The sequence below is a fragment of the Rhodocyclaceae bacterium genome, from assembly GCA_020248265.1.
Taxonomy (GTDB): domain Bacteria; phylum Pseudomonadota; class Gammaproteobacteria; order Burkholderiales; family CAIKXV01; genus CAIKXV01.
This window is the reverse complement of sequence record JADCHX010000011.1, coordinates 456,414-474,953: the sequence shown is the minus strand read 5'-3', so window position 1 is coordinate 474,953 and position 18,540 is coordinate 456,414. Positions and strand designations below refer to the sequence as shown.

The window sequence follows — 18,540 nt, the reverse complement described above, 5'->3', positions numbered from 1 at the left end:
AGGGGTCGGCGAGCATTCTAACGGCATCGGCTGCAACGACACCCGGGCTACGGACCTGTCGTCCGCCACCCGGGCACTCGCACGGTCATTCCGCCTTCAGGTTGGCTTCCTTGACCAGCCGGGCGAAGCGCGCGGTCTCCGTCCGGATGAACTTGTCGAACGCCTCGGGCGTGCTGCCGGTCGGAACGATACCCGCACCGTGGTGTCGCTCGATGATGTCCGGCATCTTCAGGACTGAATTGACCGTCGCATTCATGCGGTCGATGATCGGGCGCGGCGTCTTCGCGGGGAAGAACACGCCGTACCAGTTGGTGACCGCGAAACCGGGCACGCCCGCTTCGCCGATGGTCGGGATATCGGGAAACAGCGGCGTGCGTTCCGGCAGCGTGAAGGCGATCGGACGCAGGCGGCCGGACTTCCAGTGCGGCAGCACCGACACCATCGTCGCGAACGACAGCGTGATGTTGCCGCCGACCAGGTCCGCCATGGCAGGGCCGCCTCCCTTGTACGGAACGTGGACCAGTTCGGTGCCGACGATCCGGTTGAACAGTTCGCCGGCGAGGTGGTCGGCCGCGCCCATGCCGGAGGAGCCGTAGGTCAGCTTGCCGGGGTTCTTCTTCGCCAGGGCGATGATGTCCTTCACCGTCTTCACCGGCAGCGACGGGTGCACCACCAGCACGTTCAGTACGACCGAGGTCTGCGAGACCGGCGTCAGGTCGCGCAGCGGATCGACCGCCAGCTTGCCATAGAGCGCCGGGTTCACCGCGATGTTGCCGATCGTGCCGAGTACCATCGTGTAGCCGTCAGGGTCCGACTTCGCAGCCAGTTCGACCCCGATGTTGCCGCCGGCCCCGCCGCGGTTCTCGACGACCACCTGCTGGCCGAGCGCATCGGACAGCTTCGGCGAGATCAGGCGGCCGACGAAGTCGGTGCCGCCGCCGGGAGCGAACGGCATGATGAAGCGGATCGGCTTCACTGGCCATTGCTGGGCCAGCGCCGCGCCGGGCAGGACCATCGGCAGCGCCAGTGCGGCCGCGGCGGTGGCAACGCAGCGGGACGAAAACCAGGATACACGGGGAAACGGCATGGACGACCTTTCTGTCATGGGATGACGCGGTGGCGGCAATGTACCAAAACGGTGCATCGCAGGGCCATCGGACTGCCTGACCTGCAGACCCAGGACGCGCAGCACGAGCTGTGCCAGCTTCCGGGGCGTGCGGTCAATCCACCTGTGCGCCCGACGCGCGCACCAGCGCGCCCCACTTCGCCACCTCGGCCGCAATGAACTTCGCGAACTGCTCCGGGCTGTTCGGGCTGGGTTCGCCGCCCTCGGCGGCGATGCGTTCGCGCACGTCGGACAACTGCAGGATCTTCACGATTTCCGCATTGAGCCGGTTCACGATGTCCGGCGGCGTGCCGGCCGGCGCGAGCACGCCCCACCAGTTCACCAGTACGAATGCCGGCAGCCCGCTCTCGACCATGGTCGGCACCGCGGGCAGCACGGCGGCACGATCGGCACCGGTGGCCGCGATGGCCCGCAGACGTCCGGTACGCACCTGCCCGAGCACCGGCGGGATCGTGCTGAACAGCATGCTGATCTGCCCGCCGAGCACGTCGGTCATCGCCGGCACATTGCCCTTGTAGGGGATATGCGTCATCCTGGCCTTCGCCGCGATCTTGAACTGCTCGCCGGCGAGATGGCCCGCCGTACCGTTGCCGGGCGAACCGAAGGTCAACTGGTCGGGACGGGCCCGCGCAAGCGCCGCCAGTTCCTTCACCGTCTTCACCGGCAGCGCCGGGTTGACCACCAGCACCAAAGGTGCAGACACCGCGTTGGTGACCGGGGCGAAGTCCTTCACCGGGTCGTAGGGCAGCTTCTTGTACAGCGCCGGGGCCACTGCCAGGTTGGCTGCCTGCCCCATCACCACGTTGTACCCGTCGGCCGGGGCACGCGCTGCGGCTTCCAGGCCGATCGTGCCACCCGAGCCGGCGCGGTTCTCGACCACCACCGGCTGGCCGAGCCGGTCGGACAGCCGCTGTGCGATCACCCGCGACATCACGTCGGTGCCGCCACCGGGCGGGAACGGGATGAACCAGCGCAGCGGCTTCGACGGCCAGGCCTGGGCGTGGGTGGTGCCTGCAGTGAAGGCACTGGCCACGAGCGCTGCGGTGCCTGCGGCGAACAGCACGCGCACGGCGCTCATGCCGATACCATCGGCATGCGTGCCGACGCATCGAGCATCGGCACATGGCCATACAGCGGCTCGCCCGGAATGCCTTCCGCGAGCACCTCGCGGATCGCGATCAGCCGGTCGAGGTCGATGCCGGTGCGCAGGCCCATCTCTTCCAGCATGAACACCAGGTCTTCGGTCACGATGTTGCCGGTGGCCCCCGGCGCGAACGGACAACCGCCGAGACCAGCGAGCGAACTGTCGAAGGTGCGCACGTCTTCTTCCAGTGCGGCGACCACGTTGGCCAGGCCGAAACCGCGGGTGTTGTGCAGGTGGGCGCCGCCCAGCCTGTCGCCGATCGCCGCGCGCACCTTGCGGAAGACACGCCGGATCTGCGTCGGGTTGGCCATGCCGGTGGTGTCGGCGAGCCCGACCTCGTCGCAGCCGGCTTCGACGCAGGCGATGGCGTCGCGCACCACCTGCTCTTCCGACACCCGGCCTTCGATGGTGCAGCCGAACACCGTCGACAGGCCCGCTTCGATCTTCGGCCGCTGCGCCTCGGGCAGCGAATCGCGGAACGCGCAGGCACGGCGCGCATCCTCGATCGCCTCTTCCGTCGAGCGGCGTACGTTCGCCAGGCTGTGCTTCCGGCTCACCGAGATCGGCAGCGTGATCTTGTGCGCGCCGCTCTCGATCGCACGCAGCACGCCCTTGAAGTTCGGCGCGAGCACGGCCACGTGCAGGCCGGGGATGCCCAGCGCATGGCGCACCACCTCGTGCGCATCCACCATCTGCGGGATGATGCTCGGCGGCACGAACGAGCAGACCTCGATCTCGCGCAGGCCGGCGGCGGCGGCGGCGCTGATCCAGCGCTGCTTGAACGTGGTGGGCATGAACTGCTTCGTGTTCTGCAGGCCGTCGCGCGGACCGACTTCACTGATCAGGACATCGATGCCTTCGACGGACGGGGTCATGCCGCTCCTCCTTGCTTGCGCGCATCGCGTGCGCGGATCAGCGCGCAAGCTGCGCGCACGTCGACGTTGCCGCCGGAGACGATCACTCCGATGCGCGCGCCGCTCTTGTAATCGATCTTGCGCTCGAACAACGCGGCCGTGGCAAGCGCGCCAGTCGGCTCGACGACAATCTTCATGCGCTCCCAGAGGAACAGCATCGCGTCGAGCAGCTGGTCGTCGTCGACCGTGACCATGTCGTGCAGCAGCTTCTGCACCAGCGGGAAGGTGAGCGTGCCGAGGGACGGCGTACGTGCGCCGTCGGCGATGGTGTCCGGATTGTCGACCGTCTGCAGCACGCCGGTGTGGAACGAGCGCGTGGCGTCGTCACCGGCTTGTGGTTCGACCCCGACCACCTTGCAGCCTGGGGACAGGTGGTGCGCGGCGATCGCGCAGCCGGACGTGAGGCCGGCACCACCGGTGCAGACCAGCAGCCAGTCGAGCGGGCCGGCGTCCTCGATCAGCTCCTTCGCCGCCGTGCCCTGGCCGGCGATCACATGCGCGTCGTCGTACGGCGGCACCATGGTGAGGCCGCGTTCCTGCGCCAGTTGGCGTGCAATCGACTCGCGCGTGGTCTTCGTCTTGTCGTAGGTGATCACCTCGGCGCCATAGCCGCGCGTGGCCTCCAGCTTCACCGAAGCCGCGTCGTCCGGCATCACGATGACCGCCCGGATGCCCAGCAACTGTGCCGACAGCGCCACCGCCTGCGCATGGTTGCCCGACGAGAACGTCACCACTCCACGCGCCTTCTCCGCCGCACCCAGCTGCGACAGCGCGTTGTACGCCCCCCGGAACTTGAACGCACCACTGCGCTGGAAGTTCTCGCACTTGAAGTACACCTTCGCGCCGGTGCGGCGGTCCACCGTACCCGACGTGAGCACCGGCGTGCGATGCGCATGTCCTTCGAGCCGGCGCGCTGCCGCCTCCACATCCGCGTACGTAGGCAAATCAGGGGCAGACGCCATCTTTCTGCGATCTCCGGAACAGAAGGTTCAGAGCCCGCATTCTGCGACAAAAAACGGTGGGGGTCAGGTCTTGAGTTTTGCATGCCGGTGGGGGTCAGATCGGCGCAAAACTCAAGGCCCCCATCTGACCCCACTCCACCTTCTGCAAAACTCAAGACCTGACCCCCATCTCACACCCATCTCACCTGACCCCCATCTCACCCATCTTTCACCGGGCACCTCGACCGACGTCGCGCTGACATTGCGCGGCCGACTGTCGTACGGCTTCCTGATCGGCGAGGACGGTTATGCTTCGTTTCTGCGCCTGGAACAGGCTCATCTCTTTGAAGGGACTGCGTCATGATGCTGATCAAGGGCGGCCGGGTACTGAACCCGGGCAACTACCGTTTCGAGCCTGCCGACATCCTGGTCGAGGCCGACCGGATCATCGACATCACCGCGCCCGGCAGTGTGCCGGCCGAAGGCAGGCAGGTCGTCGACGCCACCGACCGGCTGGTCATCCCCGGGCTGGTGAACGGCCACAACCACGCGCAGACCAACCTGTCCAAGGGCATCGCCGACCGCTGGACGCTGGAGGTCCTGCTCGCCAACGCCCCGTGGACCGGCGCGCGCCGCTCGGTGGAAGAGAAGTACCTGTCGGCCGCAATCGGTGCCTGCGAGATGCTGCGCAAGGGCTGCACCGCCTCGTTCGACATGTTCGCCGAGTTCCCGCTGCCGACCCTCGACGGCGTGAACGCGGTAGCGCAGGCCTATGCCGATGTCGGCATCCGCGCAACGCTGGCGCCGATGATGGCCGACCGCAGCTTCTACGAGGCGATCCCGGGACTGGCCGATGCGCTGCCCGGCCCGCTGCGTGAACAGGCGCTGGCCATCCGCCACGCCTCGCATGCCCAGAACATCGCCATCTGCCGCGAACTGTTCACGAACTGGAAGTTCGACCGCACGCAGATCCGCCCGGCGCTCGGCCCGACCATTCCGCACCACTGCAGCGATGAATTCCTGAGTGGCTGCCGCGACCTCGGCCTGGAACTCGATGTCGGCTTCCAGATGCATGTCGCCGAATCGAAGATGCAGGCGATCGTCGCGCAGCAGCGCTACGGCAAGACCCTGGTCGCCCACCTCGATGACCTGGGCCTGCTAAAGCCTGGCTTCTGCGTCGCGCATGGCGTCTGGCTCGACGACGACGACCGCGCGCGGCTGGCCGACCACGGCTGCTCGATCTCGCACAACCCGGGCAGCAACATGAAGCTGGGGTCAGGTCTCGCGGACACACGCGCGATGCTCACGCGCGGCGTGAACCTGGCCCTGGGCACCGACGGCGCCGGCTCGTCCGACAACCTCAACATGTTCGAGGCGATGCGCCTGGCCTCGTTCGTGTCGCGCGTGCACGGGCGCGACACCGAACTGTGGCTGTCGACACAGGAAGTGCTGCGCGCGGCGACCGAGGGCGGCGCGCAGGCGCTCGGCTTCGCAGGCCAGATCGGGCGGCTGCAGAAGGGCTACAAGGCGGACATCGTGCTGCTCGACCTCGGTGCGCCGCACTACGTGCCGTTGAACGACCCGGTGAACCAGATCGTGCACTGCGAGGACGGCACCGGCGTGCATACGGTGATCGTGAACGGGCGCGTGCTGCTCGAGGCCGGGCGCTTCACGTCGTTCGACTTCGACGCCTTGCGCGTGAGGGCGGCGGTCGCGATCGAACGGCTGAAAGAGGTGAACCGCGAGTCGCGCGCGCTGTGCGAGCAGATGGAACCGTACGTCAGCCAGTTCTGCAGCGGGCTGGCGAAGACGCCGTACCACGTGCCGGGGTTCTGCCAGCACTGAGGCGGTACGGCGGGCAGCCGCATTGACTTTCAGTACCGAAAAAAGCACTATAAATCCCATATCAGTACGTTTCGGTGCCTGGATGAACAATACGCTGACAGTTGCAATGCTCAAACGGCGCGGAATGGCGGCTATCGAGGAAGGCCTCCGTCACGGCCCGATCCACATCGTGAAGCGCAACAAGCCCGCTGCAGTCGTACTGTCGGAGGACGAGTACCTTCGGCTGACGGGCAGACAGTCGAACAGTCTGCCCGGACAGACCGCCATACAGTGGTTGCTCGCACAGCCTTCCGCCAACCTGCGCAGCAAGCAGGACATCGACGAAGCCCTGGAGGAGGAACGCAATTGGTGAAGGCGCGGTGATCGCATTTCTGGATTCCAGCGCTTTGATCTACCTGACGGAGGGCCACGAGCCCTTCGCAGCCCGGATGCGGGCCACAGTCCACTCGATCGCTGAACAGCATGCTGATATCGGCCTCGCCATCAGCCGATTGACCTGGCTGGAATGCCGTGTCGGCCCGATGAAGCGCGACGATGCGGCTACCCTGGGGCGCTACGACGCATTCTTTGCGCGTCCCGACGTTTCGTGGGTGGAACTCACGCGCGACGTGGTGGAACTGGCCGCCGCGGTACGCGTGCGCCACGGTCTTCGCACCCCGGATGCGTTGCAGGCAGCATGCTGCCTGCAACTGGGGCGAGAGCACCGCATGCTCACCGGAGACGCTTCCTTCCAGCGCGTGGCGGGCCTGAACGTCGTCCGGCTGGACTGAGAGACACCGAGGCTCGCATACAATCGGAGTCGCGGCGCTCCCTCCGGAGCGCCGCCTCCATTTCCAGCGAGCCCCATGCCCGATCAGGCCCCTCCCGCCCCCCGCCCCGCGATCTCCATCCGCGGCGCCCGCCAGAACAACCTGCGCAACCTCGACCTCGACCTGCCGCTGGGAGAACTGACGGTCGTTACCGGGGTCTCCGGCTCCGGCAAGTCGTCGCTGGTGTTCGACACGCTGTATGCGGAAGGCCAGCGGCGCTATGTCGAGACCTTCTCGCCCTACGCACGGCAGTTCCTCGACCGGATGGACAAGCCGCAGGTCGACCGCATCGACGGCATCCCGCCGGCGATCGCGATCGACCAGGTGAACCCGGTGCGCACCTCGCGCTCGACCGTGGGCACGATGACCGAGCTGAACGACCACCTGAAGCTGCTGTTCGCGCGCGCGTCGAAGCTGCATTGCCGCTGCTGCGGACAGCCGGTGTTGCGCGACTCGGCCGATTCGATCTTCGCCACGCTGGCCGAGCGAACGCCAGCGGCCGGCGACCCGCGGCTGGCGATCACCTTCCCGGTGCCGGTGCCGGACAACTTCAAGCCGGACGAAGTCCGGACGATGCTGGAGCGGCAGGGCTACACCCGGATCGAGCCGGATGGCGCGAAGCGATTCACTGTCGTGCAGGACCGCTTCCGCTTCGGCAACGCGGAGCGGGCGCGCGTGGTGGAGGCGCTGGAGGCCGCGCTTCGCGTCGGGCAGGGCCGGGTCGACGTCCGTGTGCTTGCCGAAGGCGCCACGGCAGAGAGCAGCAGCATTGAACCGCCCCCGGCGTCCCCGGCATCCACCCTGGTCTGGCGTTTCTCCTCCGACCTGCACTGCGCCCACTGCGACCTGCACTACGCGGACCCGACGCCCAGCCTGTTCTCGTTCAATTCGCCGGTCGGTGCCTGCGAGACCTGCCGCGGCTTCGGCCGGGTGATCGGCGTCGACTACGGGCTGGTCGTACCCGACGAATCGAAGACGCTGCGCCAGGGCGCGGTCAAACCCTGGCAGTCGAAGAGCTTCAGCGAATCGCAGAAAGAGCTGATCGAATACGCGCAGAAGCGCGGCATCCCGATCGACGTACCCTGGCGCGACCTGGGCGAAGCGAACCGCCGCTGGGTGATCGACGGCGAGCCGCAATGGAAGAGCTGGAACAAGTCCTTCCCCGGCACCTGGTACGGCGCGAAGCGCTTCTTCGACTGGCTCGAGACCAAGAGCTACAAGATGCATGTGCGGGTGCTGCTGTCGCGCTACCGCGCGTACACCCCGTGCACCGATTGCGACGGTGCGCGGCTGCGCCCCGATGCGCTCGACTGGCGCCTCGGCTCGCGCGAGGATGCAGACGCTGCATTGGCCGGCACCGCGCGCTTCCGCCCGCAGGCGGCGCGCTACGATGCAGCGGCGCTGCAGGCACTGCCCGGCCTCACCGTGCACGACATGATGCTGCTGCCGGCCGAACGCCTGCGCACCTTCTTCGACCGGCTGCAGTTGCCGGCACCGCTCGACCAGGCGACCGAGCAGCTGCTCGGGGACATCCGCGCGCGCGTCGGCTACCTGTGCCAGGTCGGCCTCGCCTATCTCACGCTGGACCGCCAGTCGCGCACGCTGTCCGGCGGCGAAGTGCAGCGGATCAACCTCTGCACTGCCCTCGGCACCTCTCTTGTCAACACGCTGTTCGTGCTCGACGAGCCGTCGATCGGCCTGCATCCGCGCGACATGCAGCAGGTGATCGCGGTGATGCAGCGGCTGCGTGCCGCCGGCAACACGCTGGTGGTGGTCGAGCACGACCCGCAGATCATGTTCGGTGCCGACCGCATCCTCGACATCGGCCCGGGGCCGGGCGAGCGCGGCGGCAACATCGTGTTCCACGGCACACCGGTCGAGATGATGGAATCGGGCACGCTGACCGCGCTCTACCTGTCGGGCAGGCGCCGCGCCGATGCGGGGCGGCTGGGCCGCCCGGAGGCCGAGATCGCAGCCCGGCCGACGCTCGTGCTGCGCGGTGCCTCGGAACACAACCTGAAGCAGGTCGATGTCTCGGTTCCGCTGGGCTGCCTGGTGACCGTGACCGGCGTATCCGGCTCGGGCAAGTCGACGCTGATCGACAACGTCCTGCATCCGGCGCTGCTGCGCCATTTCGGGCGCCCGACGGAAGCACCCGGCGCGTTCGATTCGCTCGAAGGCGCGGAGCATCTGGAAGATGTGGTGATGGTCGACCAGACGCAGATCGGCCGTACGACGCGATCCAACCCGGCCAGCTATGTCGGGGCCTTCGATGCAATCCGTACGCTGTTCTCGAAGCTGCCGCTGGCAAAGGAACGCGGCTATACCGCCGGCACCTTCAGCTTCAATTCGGGCAACGGGCGCTGCCCGACCTGCGGCGGCACCGGCTTCGAGTTCGTCGAGATGCAGTTCCTGTCCGACGTCTACCTGCGCTGCCCGGACTGCGACGGCACGCGCTACCGCGCGGAGACGCTGGAGGTGACCCTCGACGGCCGCTCGATCGCCGACGTGCTGGAACTCACCGTATCGGAGGCGCTGTCGGTGTTCGCTGGCGAACGCGACCTGGTGACGGCACTGCAGCCGCTGGCCGAGGTCGGCCTCGACTACCTGCGCCTCGGACAACCGGTGCCGACGCTGTCCGGTGGCGAGGCGCAGCGGCTGAAGCTGGCTGGCCACCTCGCCGAGGCCGCGAAACGCAGCAGCAACTACGCCGCGCCAAAGGATGGCCGGGGCAAGCTGTTCCTGTTCGACGAGCCGACCACCGGCCTGCACTTCGACGACATCGCCAAGCTGCTGGTCGCGTTCCGGCGGCTGATCGAGGCTGGCCATTCGCTGCTGGTCATCGAACACAACCTCGATGTGATCCGCGCCTCCGACTGGATCATCGACCTCGGGCCGGAAGGCGGCGACGGCGGCGGCGAGGTGGTCGCGGTGGGTACGCCGGCTACGATCTGCGCCAGCCCCCGGTCGCACACCGGCCGCGCGCTGGTCGATTACGAAGCGTCGTTCACCGACCTGCAGCGCTTCCATCCGTCGCGCACGACCGTGGCGCAGGAACCCGACGGCCTCGAGGCCGGCTACCGCGAGCGCGCCCGCCATTCGATCGTGGTGCACAACGCGCGCGAACACAACCTGAAGCAGGTGCATGTCGAGATCCCGCGCGACCGCTTCACCGTGGTCACCGGCGTCTCGGGCTCAGGCAAGTCGACGCTCGCCTTCGACATCGTGTTCGGCGAAGGGCAGCGGCGCTACCTCGAGTCGTTGAACGCCTATGCCCGGCAGTTCGTGCAGCCCGCAGCCAAGCCCGAGGTCGATGGCGTGTTCGGCATCCCGCCGACGGTGGCGATCGAACAGCGCACCAGCCGCGGTGGCCGCAAGAGCACCGTGGCGACGATGACCGAGATCTACCACTTCCTGCGCCTGATGTTCATGAAGCTGGGGACGCAGTACTGCCCGGACTGCAACGTCGCGATCGAGCCGCAGAGCTTCGATGCGGTGGCCGCGCAGGTGATGCGCGACTACCGGGGCCAGAGCATCGGCGTGCTTGCGCCGCTGGTGGTCAACCGCAAGGGCATCTACACCGACCTCGCCGCCTGGGCCTCGGCGCGCGGCCATGGCCACCTGCTGGTCGATGGCCAGTTCGTTACCACGCGGCCGTGGAAGCGGCTCGACCGCTTCAAGGAACACACGATCGACCTGCCGGTCGCGGACATCCGCGTGCTGCCCGAGAACGAGGTGAAGCTGCGTGCGCTGCTGCAGGCCGGCCTCGACCAGGGCAAGGGCGTGGTGCATGTGATGGCCGACCTCGATGCATTGGACGGTGCGATGCGCGCCGGGCAGAAGAGCGCACTGCTGTCGACCCGGTCGTTCTCGGTGCGCCGGGCCTGCCCTTGCTGTGGCACGAGCTTCGCCGAACTCGACCCGCGGCTGTTCTCGTTCAATTCGAAGCATGGCTGGTGCGAAGGCTGCCTCGGCACCGGCGTGGCCTTCCGCCACTACAGGCAGGACGACGACGCGAGCCTCGAGACCGAGGACCGGCGCCTGGACAGCTTCCTCGACGAGCAGGCCGGCGGCGGCGAACTCGAGGCATGCCACGACTGCGCTGGCGAACGCCTGAACCCGATCGCGCGCAACGTCCGCTTCCGCGGGCGCTCGATCTCGGCGACCACCACCGGCTCGGTCGATGCGCTGGCGGGGATGTTCGATGCGCTGGTGCTCGATGCCCGCGAAGGCGAGATCGCACGCGATGTGCTCTCCGAGATCCGCTCGCGCCTCGCCTTCCTGCGCGATGTCGGCCTCGGCTACCTGGGCCTCGACCGCGCCTCGCCGACGCTGTCCGGCGGCGAGGCACAGCGCATCCGGCTGGCTGCCCAGCTCGGCTCCAACCTGCAAGGGGTGTGCTACGTGCTGGACGAGCCGACCATCGGCCTGCATCCGCGCGACAACCGGGTGCTGCTCGACATGCTGCAGCGGCTCGCCGGAAAGGGCAACACGCTGCTGGTGGTCGAGCACGACGAAGAGACCATCCGCCGGGCCGACCATGTGATCGACCTCGGTCCGGGCGCAGGGGTTCGTGGCGGCCAGGTGGTCGCCCAGGGCACGGCCGATGAACTGTGCGCCTCCCCGACCTCCATCACCGGGCGATTCCTGAATGAGCCATTGCGCCACCCGGTCTCGCCGAGGCGGCCGGTGGACGCCGATACGCCTTCGGTACGGGTGCTCGGCGCGCACCGGCACAGCCTGCAGCAGGTCGACGCCCGGTTCCCGCTCGGCCGGCTGACGGTGGTCACGGGTGTCTCGGGCAGCGGCAAGTCGACCCTGGCACGCGAGGTGCTGCTGGCCAACCTGTCCGCTGCGGTGTCGGCACGGCGCGAGCACCGCCAGCCGTCGTGGGAGGGCGTGCGCGAGATCGCCGGCGCCGAGCAGGTAGGGCGGGTACTCGAGGTGGACCAGACACCGATCGGCAAGACGCCGCGCTCCTGCCCGGCCACTTACATCGGCTTCTGGGACGCGATCCGCCGCCTGTTCGCGGAGACGAACGAGGCTCGCATGCGCGGCTATGCCCCGGCGCGCTTCTCGTTCAACACTGGCGACGGCCGCTGCCCCGCCTGCGAAGGTGCCGGCGTGCAGCGCGTCGAGATGAGCTTCCTGCCCGACGTGAAAGTGCCCTGCGAGAGCTGCCACGGCCTGCGCTTCAACCCGGCCACGCTGTCGGTGACGTTCAAGGAGCGTTCGATCGGCGACGTGCTGCGGATGAACGTGGAACAGGCAGTCGAGTACTTCGAGGCCCATCCGTCGATCCGCGCGCCGCTCGAACTGCTCGAGAGCGTCGGCCTCGGCTACCTCACGCTCGGCCAGGCGAGCCCGACGCTGTCGGGCGGCGAGGCGCAGCGGATCAAGCTGGTGACCGAACTGGCGAAGGCCCGCGTCGGAGACGTGCGCGACGCTGCACGGCGGCCGGGCCGGGGCGGCGCGGAGGCCCATACGCTGTATGTGCTCGACGAGCCGACCGTCGGCCTGCACATGGCCGACGTCGAAAAGCTGATCCGCGTGCTGCATCGGCTGGTCGACGCCGGCAACACGGTCGTGGTGATCGAGCACAACCTGGACGTCTGGGCCGAGGCCGACTGGATCATCGACCTCGGCCCGGAAGGGGGCGACGGCGGCGGGCGAATCGTTGCCGAGGCACCGCCGGAGGTCGTGGCGCTCGATGCGGGCTCGCACACCGGGCGTATCCTAGGCGAGTTCCTGGGCGAGCGCTCGATCTGAGGTGGCTCTGAGGCAGCACCAGGACGGTAAGGGCGTCGGCCCGCCGGATAAGGTATCCTTCGGGTAGACGATGTGCGCCATGTTCCGGTTGCGCACGCTCCGTCTGCCCTCCCCCGGGCCATGCCGCGGATGCCAGTCCTGATCCGGCGCGCATCGCCTGCCGTCACCGAGCCCCGCTCGCTGCCGCGCAGCGATCCCGGCGGAAGGTTCCCTGTCGAAACGCTGTCGTCCTGAACCGGTACGAAGGAAGAACCTTCGCGGGCCGATGCATTCAGGAGATTCACATCAGTACATCGTTCAATGACCTCGGGTTGGTCCCCGAACTGCTGCGCGCCATTGCCGACCAGGGCTATACCGAAGCGACGCCGATCCAGATGCAGGCCATCCCGGTGGTCCTCGCCGGCCGCGACCTGCTCGGCGCAGCACAGACCGGTACCGGCAAGACCGCCGGCTTCACGCTGCCGCTGCTGCAGCTGCTTTCCTCGCGCGCGCGCAACGGCACTGCGCCCCGCTGCCTGATCCTCACGCCGACGCGGGAACTCGCCGCGCAGGTGGAAGAAAGCGTCACCACCTACGGCAAGTACCTGAAGCTGCGCTCCACCGTGATCTTCGGCGGCGTCGGCATCAACCCGCAGGTGGCCGAGCTGCGCCGCGGCGTCGACATCGTCGTGGCCACGCCCGGCCGGCTGCTCGACCATGTGCAGCAGAAGACGGTCGACCTCAAGTCGATCGAGATCCTGGTGCTCGACGAAGCCGACCGCATGCTCGACATGGGGTTCATCCGCGACATCAAGCGCATCCTGGCGGTGCTGCCCAGGCAGCGCCAGAACCTGCTGTTCTCCGCGACCTTCTCCGACGAGATCCGCACGCTGTCGCGCGAGTACCTGCACGACCCGGCCACGGTGGAAGTCGCCCGCCGCAACACGCCGGCGGAACTGGTCACCCAGGTCGTGCATCCGGTCGACAAGGAGCGCAAGCGCGCGTTGCTCTCGCACCTGATCAAGGAAAAGAACTGGTTCCAGGTGCTGGTGTTCACCAAGACGAAGCATGGCGCGAACCGGCTGGCGGAACTGCTCGAACGCGACGGCATCGAGTCCGCGGCCATCCACGGCAACAAGAGCCAGGGCGCGCGCACGCGTGCGCTGGCGCAGTTCAAGGACAACTCGCTGCGCGTGCTTGTCGCCACCGACATCGCGGCGCGCGGCCTCGATATCGAGATGCTGCCGCACGTGGTCAACTTCGACCTGCCGAACGTGTCGGAAGACTATGTCCACCGGATCGGCCGCACCGGCCGTGCCGGTGCCAGCGGCGAAGCGATCTCGTTGGTCAGCGCGGAAGACCGCCCGCTGCTGCACGACATCGAGAAGCTGATGGGACGCCGGATCGAGCAGCGGGCGGTCGCCGGCTTCGAACCCGGCAAGCCGAAGCCGGCTGGCGAGGCGGACGATCGTGCGCCGAAGACCGATGGACGGCGCAGTGAGTTTCCGCCGTCGCGCGGACGGCAGGGCCAGCGCCCCGGGGGCGCCGGTGCAGCCCCGGCCGGCAGGCATGGCAACGCTGGCGGCGGACGTGGCCGGCCCGCCGGCCAGGGCGCGGGTGGTGCCGGTCGAGGCCACGGCAATGCTGCTGCCGCGCGCCCGGCAGCGCACGCTCAGCCGCGGATGGCTACCCCCGCTTCGGCGCAGCCAGCCCGAAGCGGCCCGGCCGGGTACGGCACGGCGGCACCGGCTCCCGCGCCCTCGGGCGGGCTGTATTCCGACCGGGGCAAGCCGCGTTCGCGCGGCAGGGCTCGCTGAAAACGCGCCGCACGGCTCGCCGCCGTTGCAGCGGCCGGGCAGCCTGACGCCCTGTTCTGCAGCCGGGCCCGGTCGGTGAGCCGGTGCCGACACGCGAGCCGCTCGCGCGTATCATTTCTATCCAGCCAGCAGTGCCCCAGCCCGACGCCGAGAGCCCGCGCATGAAACCTGACGATTCCGACCTTTCTCTCCCCCCGCAACAGGTCAGTATCGATGTGCTGCTCGAGAAGTACGCGAAGGGCGGCGAGCAGTCGATCGAAGAGGTCCGTCGGCGCGTCGCCCGCGCGCTGGCCGAGATCGAAAGCGATCCGGCTCACTGGGAGCCGGTATTCATGGAAGCGCTCGAGAAGGGCTTCATCCCCGGCGGGCGCGTGAACTCGGCCGCCGGCACCGACCTGCAGGCGACGCTCATCAACTGCTTCGTGCAGCCGGTCGGCGACTCGGTGTCCGAGACGGTCGACGGCAAGCCGGGCATCTACGTCGCGCTGATGCAGGCGGCCGAGACGATGCGCCGCGGTGGCGGCGTGGGCTACGACTTTTCCTCGATCCGCCCCAAGGGGGCGCATGTGAAAGGCACCGACTCGCATGCAAGCGGCCCGGTGTCCTACATGCGGGTGTTCGATCGCTCGTGCGAGACGGTGGAATCCGCCGGTTCGCGGCGCGGCGCACAGATGGGCATCCTGCGTTGCGACCATCCGGACATCGAAGACTTCATCCACGCCAAAGACCACGGCGACCTGCGCAACTTCAACGTCAGCGTCGCCGTGACCGACGCGTTCATGTGCGCGGTCGAAGCCGACGGCGAATGGTCGCTGGTGCACAAGGCGCCGCCACGCCGGCGTGGCGACGATACGCCGGTGCAGGACCCGCACGGCGCATACATCTACCGCACGGTCCGCGCACGCGACCTGTGGCAGCAGATCATGCAGTCGACCTACGACCATGCCGAGCCGGGCGTGGTGTTCATCGACCGGATGAACAGCGACAACAACCTCGCCTACTGCGAGGGGATCGAGGCGACCAATCCGTGCGTGACCGGCGACACCTGGACGATGACCGTCGACGGTCCGCGCCAGGTGCGCGACTGCATCGGCGAGTCCCAGACGCTGGTCGTAGACGGGCGGCCGTGGGCGACCGGCCCGCAAGGCTTCTTCGAGACCGGGACGAAGCCGGTGCTGTCGGTGACGACCGCCGAAGGCTTCAAGCTGCGGCTGACCGAGGACCACCAGGTGCTGCGGGTCAAGCGCATGACGCGCGACGTGCGCGAAACGGAATGGATCCCTGCATCGGCGCTCGCCGCGGACGACCGCATCGTCGTGCATGACCATCGCGCGCTGTCCGGCTGGCCCGGACGCGGTTCGGCCAGCGACGGCTTCCTCCTCGGGTTCCTGCTGGGCGACGGCACGCTCAAGGCCGACGCAGCAGTGCTGGAAGTGTGGGATGCCGCAGCCGCCCGGGTCGTCGGCGGCGCGCCGGCAGCCGGACTGTCGGCGCGGTCGCTGATGAATGCGGTGGTCGATGCGGCCAGCGGACTGCGCAAGCGTTCCGACCACCAGGGCTGGATGCCGGTCCCCGACCACAACAGCTGGCGGTTCAAGTCGAGTGCGCTGCGCGACCTTGCGAGTTCCTTCGGCATGCTGCCCGGCGCGAAGGCCATCACGCCAGAGATCGAGCGCGCGTCTTCCGTGTTCTGCCGGGGATTCCTGCGCGGGCTGTTCGACGCCGACGGGTCGGTGCAGGGCAGCCAGGCAAAAGACATCAGCATCCGGCTGGCGCAGTCGGACGAAGCGACGCTGCAGGCGGCACAGCGGATGCTGGCGCGGCTGGGCATCCTCGGCACGCTGTATCGCGAGCGGCGGCCGGCCGGGCTGCGCCTGCTGCCCGACGGCCACGACGGCACGCCGGAGTATGCGACGCGTGCCCAGCACGAACTGGTCATCGCCAACGACAATGTCATCCGCTTCGCCGACCTGGTCGGCTTCGCGGACAGCGACAAGCAGGCCGCACTCGCAACCGCGCTTGCCGCGTACCGGCGCCGGGCGAACCGCGAGCGCTTCGTCGCCACGATCCGGTCGATCGTGCCCGACGGCATCGAACCGGTATACGACGTGAACGTCCCGGGCGTGCATGCATTCGACGCCAACGGCCTGTACGTGCACAACTGCGGTGAACAACCCCTGCCCTCCTACGGCTGCTGCTGTCTGGGCAGCGTCAACCTCACCTTGTTCGTGCGCGAGGCCTTCACGCCGCAGGCCCGCTTCGACTTCGAGGCGTTCGGCCGCGTGGTACGCCCGGCGATCCGCATGCTCGACAACGTGCTCGACGCCACCGTCTGGCCGCTGCCGCAGCAGTACGCCGAATCGCGCGCGAAGCGCCGCGTCGGGCTCGGCTTCACCGGCCTGGGCGACACGCTGATCATGCTGGGGCTGCGCTTCGACACCGAAGGGGCGCGCGGCATGGCCTCGCAGATCGCGCAGGCGATGCGCGACGAATCGTATGCAGCCTCGGTCGACATCGCGAAGGACAAGGGCGCCTTCCCGGCCCTGGATGCCGAGCGCTACCTGGCCGAGCCGTCGTTCGCCTCGCGGCTGCCTGAGGACGTGCGGCAGGGCATCCGCAAGCACGGCCTGCGCAACAGCCACCTGCTGTCGATCGCGCCGACCGGCACCATCTCGCTGGCGTTCGCCGACAACGCGTCCAACGGCATCGAGCCGCCGTTCTCCTGGACCTACCAGCGCAAGAAGCGCATGCCCGACGACACGCACAAGGTCTACGACGTCGAAGACCACGCGTGGCGGCTGTACCGGCACCTCGGCGGCAACGTCGATGCGCTGCCGGAATCGTTCGTCACCGCGCTCGAGATCTCCGCGCTCGACCACATGAAGATGGTCGCCGCCGTCGCGCCATTCGTCGACTCGGCGATCAGCAAGACCGTCAACGTGCCGGCGGACTACCCCTATGAAGACTTCCAGAACCTGTACATGGAAGCCTGGAAGGCCGGCCTGAAGGGCATCACCACCTACCGCCCGAACGCCGTGCTCGGCAGCGTGCTGTCGGTGACACCGTCGACGTCGGCGGGTACCGGTGCAGGCACGACGCCCAACGACGCACCGAACGACCTGGACACCAGCGACGCCGACCGCCGCATCCGCCTCGATGCCGCGCCGCAGCCGGCCCTGGCCAGCCTGCGCTGGCCGGGCCGCCCGAAGCTCACCGCCGGCAACCCGTCGTGGACGTTCATGGTCGAGGCGCCGACCGGCAGCTTCGCGATCTTCGTCGGCCACGTCGAAGGCGAGCAGTGCCATCCGTTCGAGGTCTGGGTGAACGGTGCCGAACAGCCGCGTGGCCTGGGCGCCGTCGCCAAGACGCTGTCGATGGACATGCGCGCACAGGACACCGGCTGGCTGCGCGCAAAGCTCGACATGCTGTCCAAGACCCCGGGCGACGATGCGTTCGACTGTGCGCTGCCGCCCGACGGCAAGCCGCTGCGCATGCCCAGCATGGTCAGCGCGTTCGCGCGCATCGTGCGCTGGCGGGTGGAGCAGCTCGGCGCGCTCGACGAGCATTCGAGCGGCACCCCGGTGCTCGACACCCTGTTCACGAAGAAGGAGCCCAAGACCGGCACCGACGGCACGATGAGCTGGAGCGTCGATGTCTACAACGGCGCGAGTGGCGACGACTTCGTGCTGATGCTGAAGGAGCTGGTGCTGCCCAACGGCCAGCGGCGTCCGTACTCGATGTGGCTCGCAGGTTCGTATCCGCGCGCGCTCGACGGCCTGTGCAAGCTGCTGTCGCTCGACATGCGGGTGATCGACCCGGCGTGGATCGGCATGAAGCTGCGCAAGCTGCTGTCGTATGCCGAGCCGCTGGGCGACTTCATGGCGCGCGTCCCGGGCGAAGACCGCCAGGAGAACTACCCGAGTACGGTCGCCTACATCGCCCGCCTGATCATCCACCGCTACGCGATGCTCGGCGTACTCGACGAACGCGGCCTGCCCCTGTCGGACATGGGTGTGCTCGAGATGCCCGAGGACGACGGGGTGATGCCGGTGGCGAACGCGCCGGGGTACACCCAGGCGAGCGCCGTGGTCGCCGGCAAGCTGTGTACCGAATGCGGCAACATGGCGGTGATCCGCAAGGATGGCTGCGAGTTCTGCACGGCGTGTGGCGCGATCGGCGCCTGCGGCTGAGTGCCG

At 68.3% G+C, this 18,540-nt stretch carries 10 protein-coding genes; 6 read left to right on the top strand and 4 right to left on the bottom strand.

Annotation, left to right across the window (positions count from 1 at the left end; translation table 11 throughout):
- Positions 1-85: 85 nt before the first annotated feature.
- The 4 genes from ING98_13115 to ING98_13100 all read right to left on the bottom strand — a co-directional run bounded on the left by ING98_13115 (position 86) and on the right by ING98_13100 (position 4,146).
- Positions 86-1,087: a tripartite tricarboxylate transporter substrate binding protein gene (locus ING98_13115; GenBank protein ID MCA3102808.1), complete on the bottom strand. Its 1,002-nt coding sequence runs from the start codon at positions 1,085-1,087 to the stop codon at positions 86-88.
- Positions 1,088-1,220: 133 nt separating this feature from the next.
- Entirely contained in the window at positions 1,221-2,204 is a 984-nt protein-coding gene (locus tag ING98_13110; GenBank protein ID MCA3102807.1) for a tripartite tricarboxylate transporter substrate binding protein, read from the bottom strand.
- Positions 2,201-3,145, bottom strand: a complete 945-nt coding sequence (locus tag ING98_13105) for a hydroxymethylglutaryl-CoA lyase (GenBank protein ID MCA3102806.1) — start codon at positions 3,143-3,145, stop codon at positions 2,201-2,203. The genes ING98_13110 and ING98_13105 overlap by 4 nt, the downstream gene beginning before the upstream one ends.
- Positions 3,142-4,146, bottom strand: a complete 1,005-nt coding sequence (locus tag ING98_13100) for a threo-3-hydroxy-L-aspartate ammonia-lyase (protein ID MCA3102805.1) — start codon at positions 4,144-4,146, stop codon at positions 3,142-3,144. The genes ING98_13105 and ING98_13100 overlap by 4 nt, the downstream gene beginning before the upstream one ends.
- A 339-nt stretch (positions 4,147-4,485) precedes the next feature.
- On the opposite strand from ING98_13100, the gene ING98_13095 reads away from it, so the two are divergent.
- The 6 genes from ING98_13095 (at position 4,486) to ING98_13070 (ending at position 18,534) form a co-directional block, all read left to right on the top strand.
- Positions 4,486-5,970 (top strand): amidohydrolase, encoded by a 1,485-nt coding sequence (locus ING98_13095; protein MCA3102804.1) that lies wholly within the window; start codon positions 4,486-4,488, stop codon positions 5,968-5,970.
- 82 nt (positions 5,971-6,052) lie between these two features.
- Positions 6,053-6,322, top strand: a complete 270-nt coding sequence (locus ING98_13090) for a type II toxin-antitoxin system Phd/YefM family antitoxin (protein MCA3102803.1) — start codon at positions 6,053-6,055, stop codon at positions 6,320-6,322.
- A 7-nt stretch (positions 6,323-6,329) separates the two neighbouring features.
- Positions 6,330-6,740: a PIN domain-containing protein gene (locus ING98_13085; GenBank protein MCA3102802.1), complete on the top strand. Its 411-nt coding sequence runs from the start codon at positions 6,330-6,332 to the stop codon at positions 6,738-6,740.
- A 75-nt stretch (positions 6,741-6,815) separates the two neighbouring features.
- Positions 6,816-12,548, top strand: a complete 5,733-nt coding sequence (gene uvrA, locus ING98_13080; protein MCA3102801.1) for an excinuclease ABC subunit UvrA — start codon at positions 6,816-6,818, stop codon at positions 12,546-12,548.
- Positions 12,549-12,922: 374 nt separating this feature from the next.
- Entirely contained in the window at positions 12,923-14,344 is a 1,422-nt protein-coding gene (locus ING98_13075) for a DEAD/DEAH box helicase (GenBank protein MCA3102800.1), read from the top strand.
- Positions 14,345-14,505: 161 nt separating this feature from the next.
- Positions 14,506-18,534, top strand: coding sequence for a ribonucleoside-diphosphate reductase, adenosylcobalamin-dependent (locus tag ING98_13070; protein ID MCA3102799.1), 4,029 nt, complete (start codon positions 14,506-14,508; stop codon positions 18,532-18,534).
- The last annotated feature ends 6 nt before the right edge of the window (positions 18,535-18,540 follow it).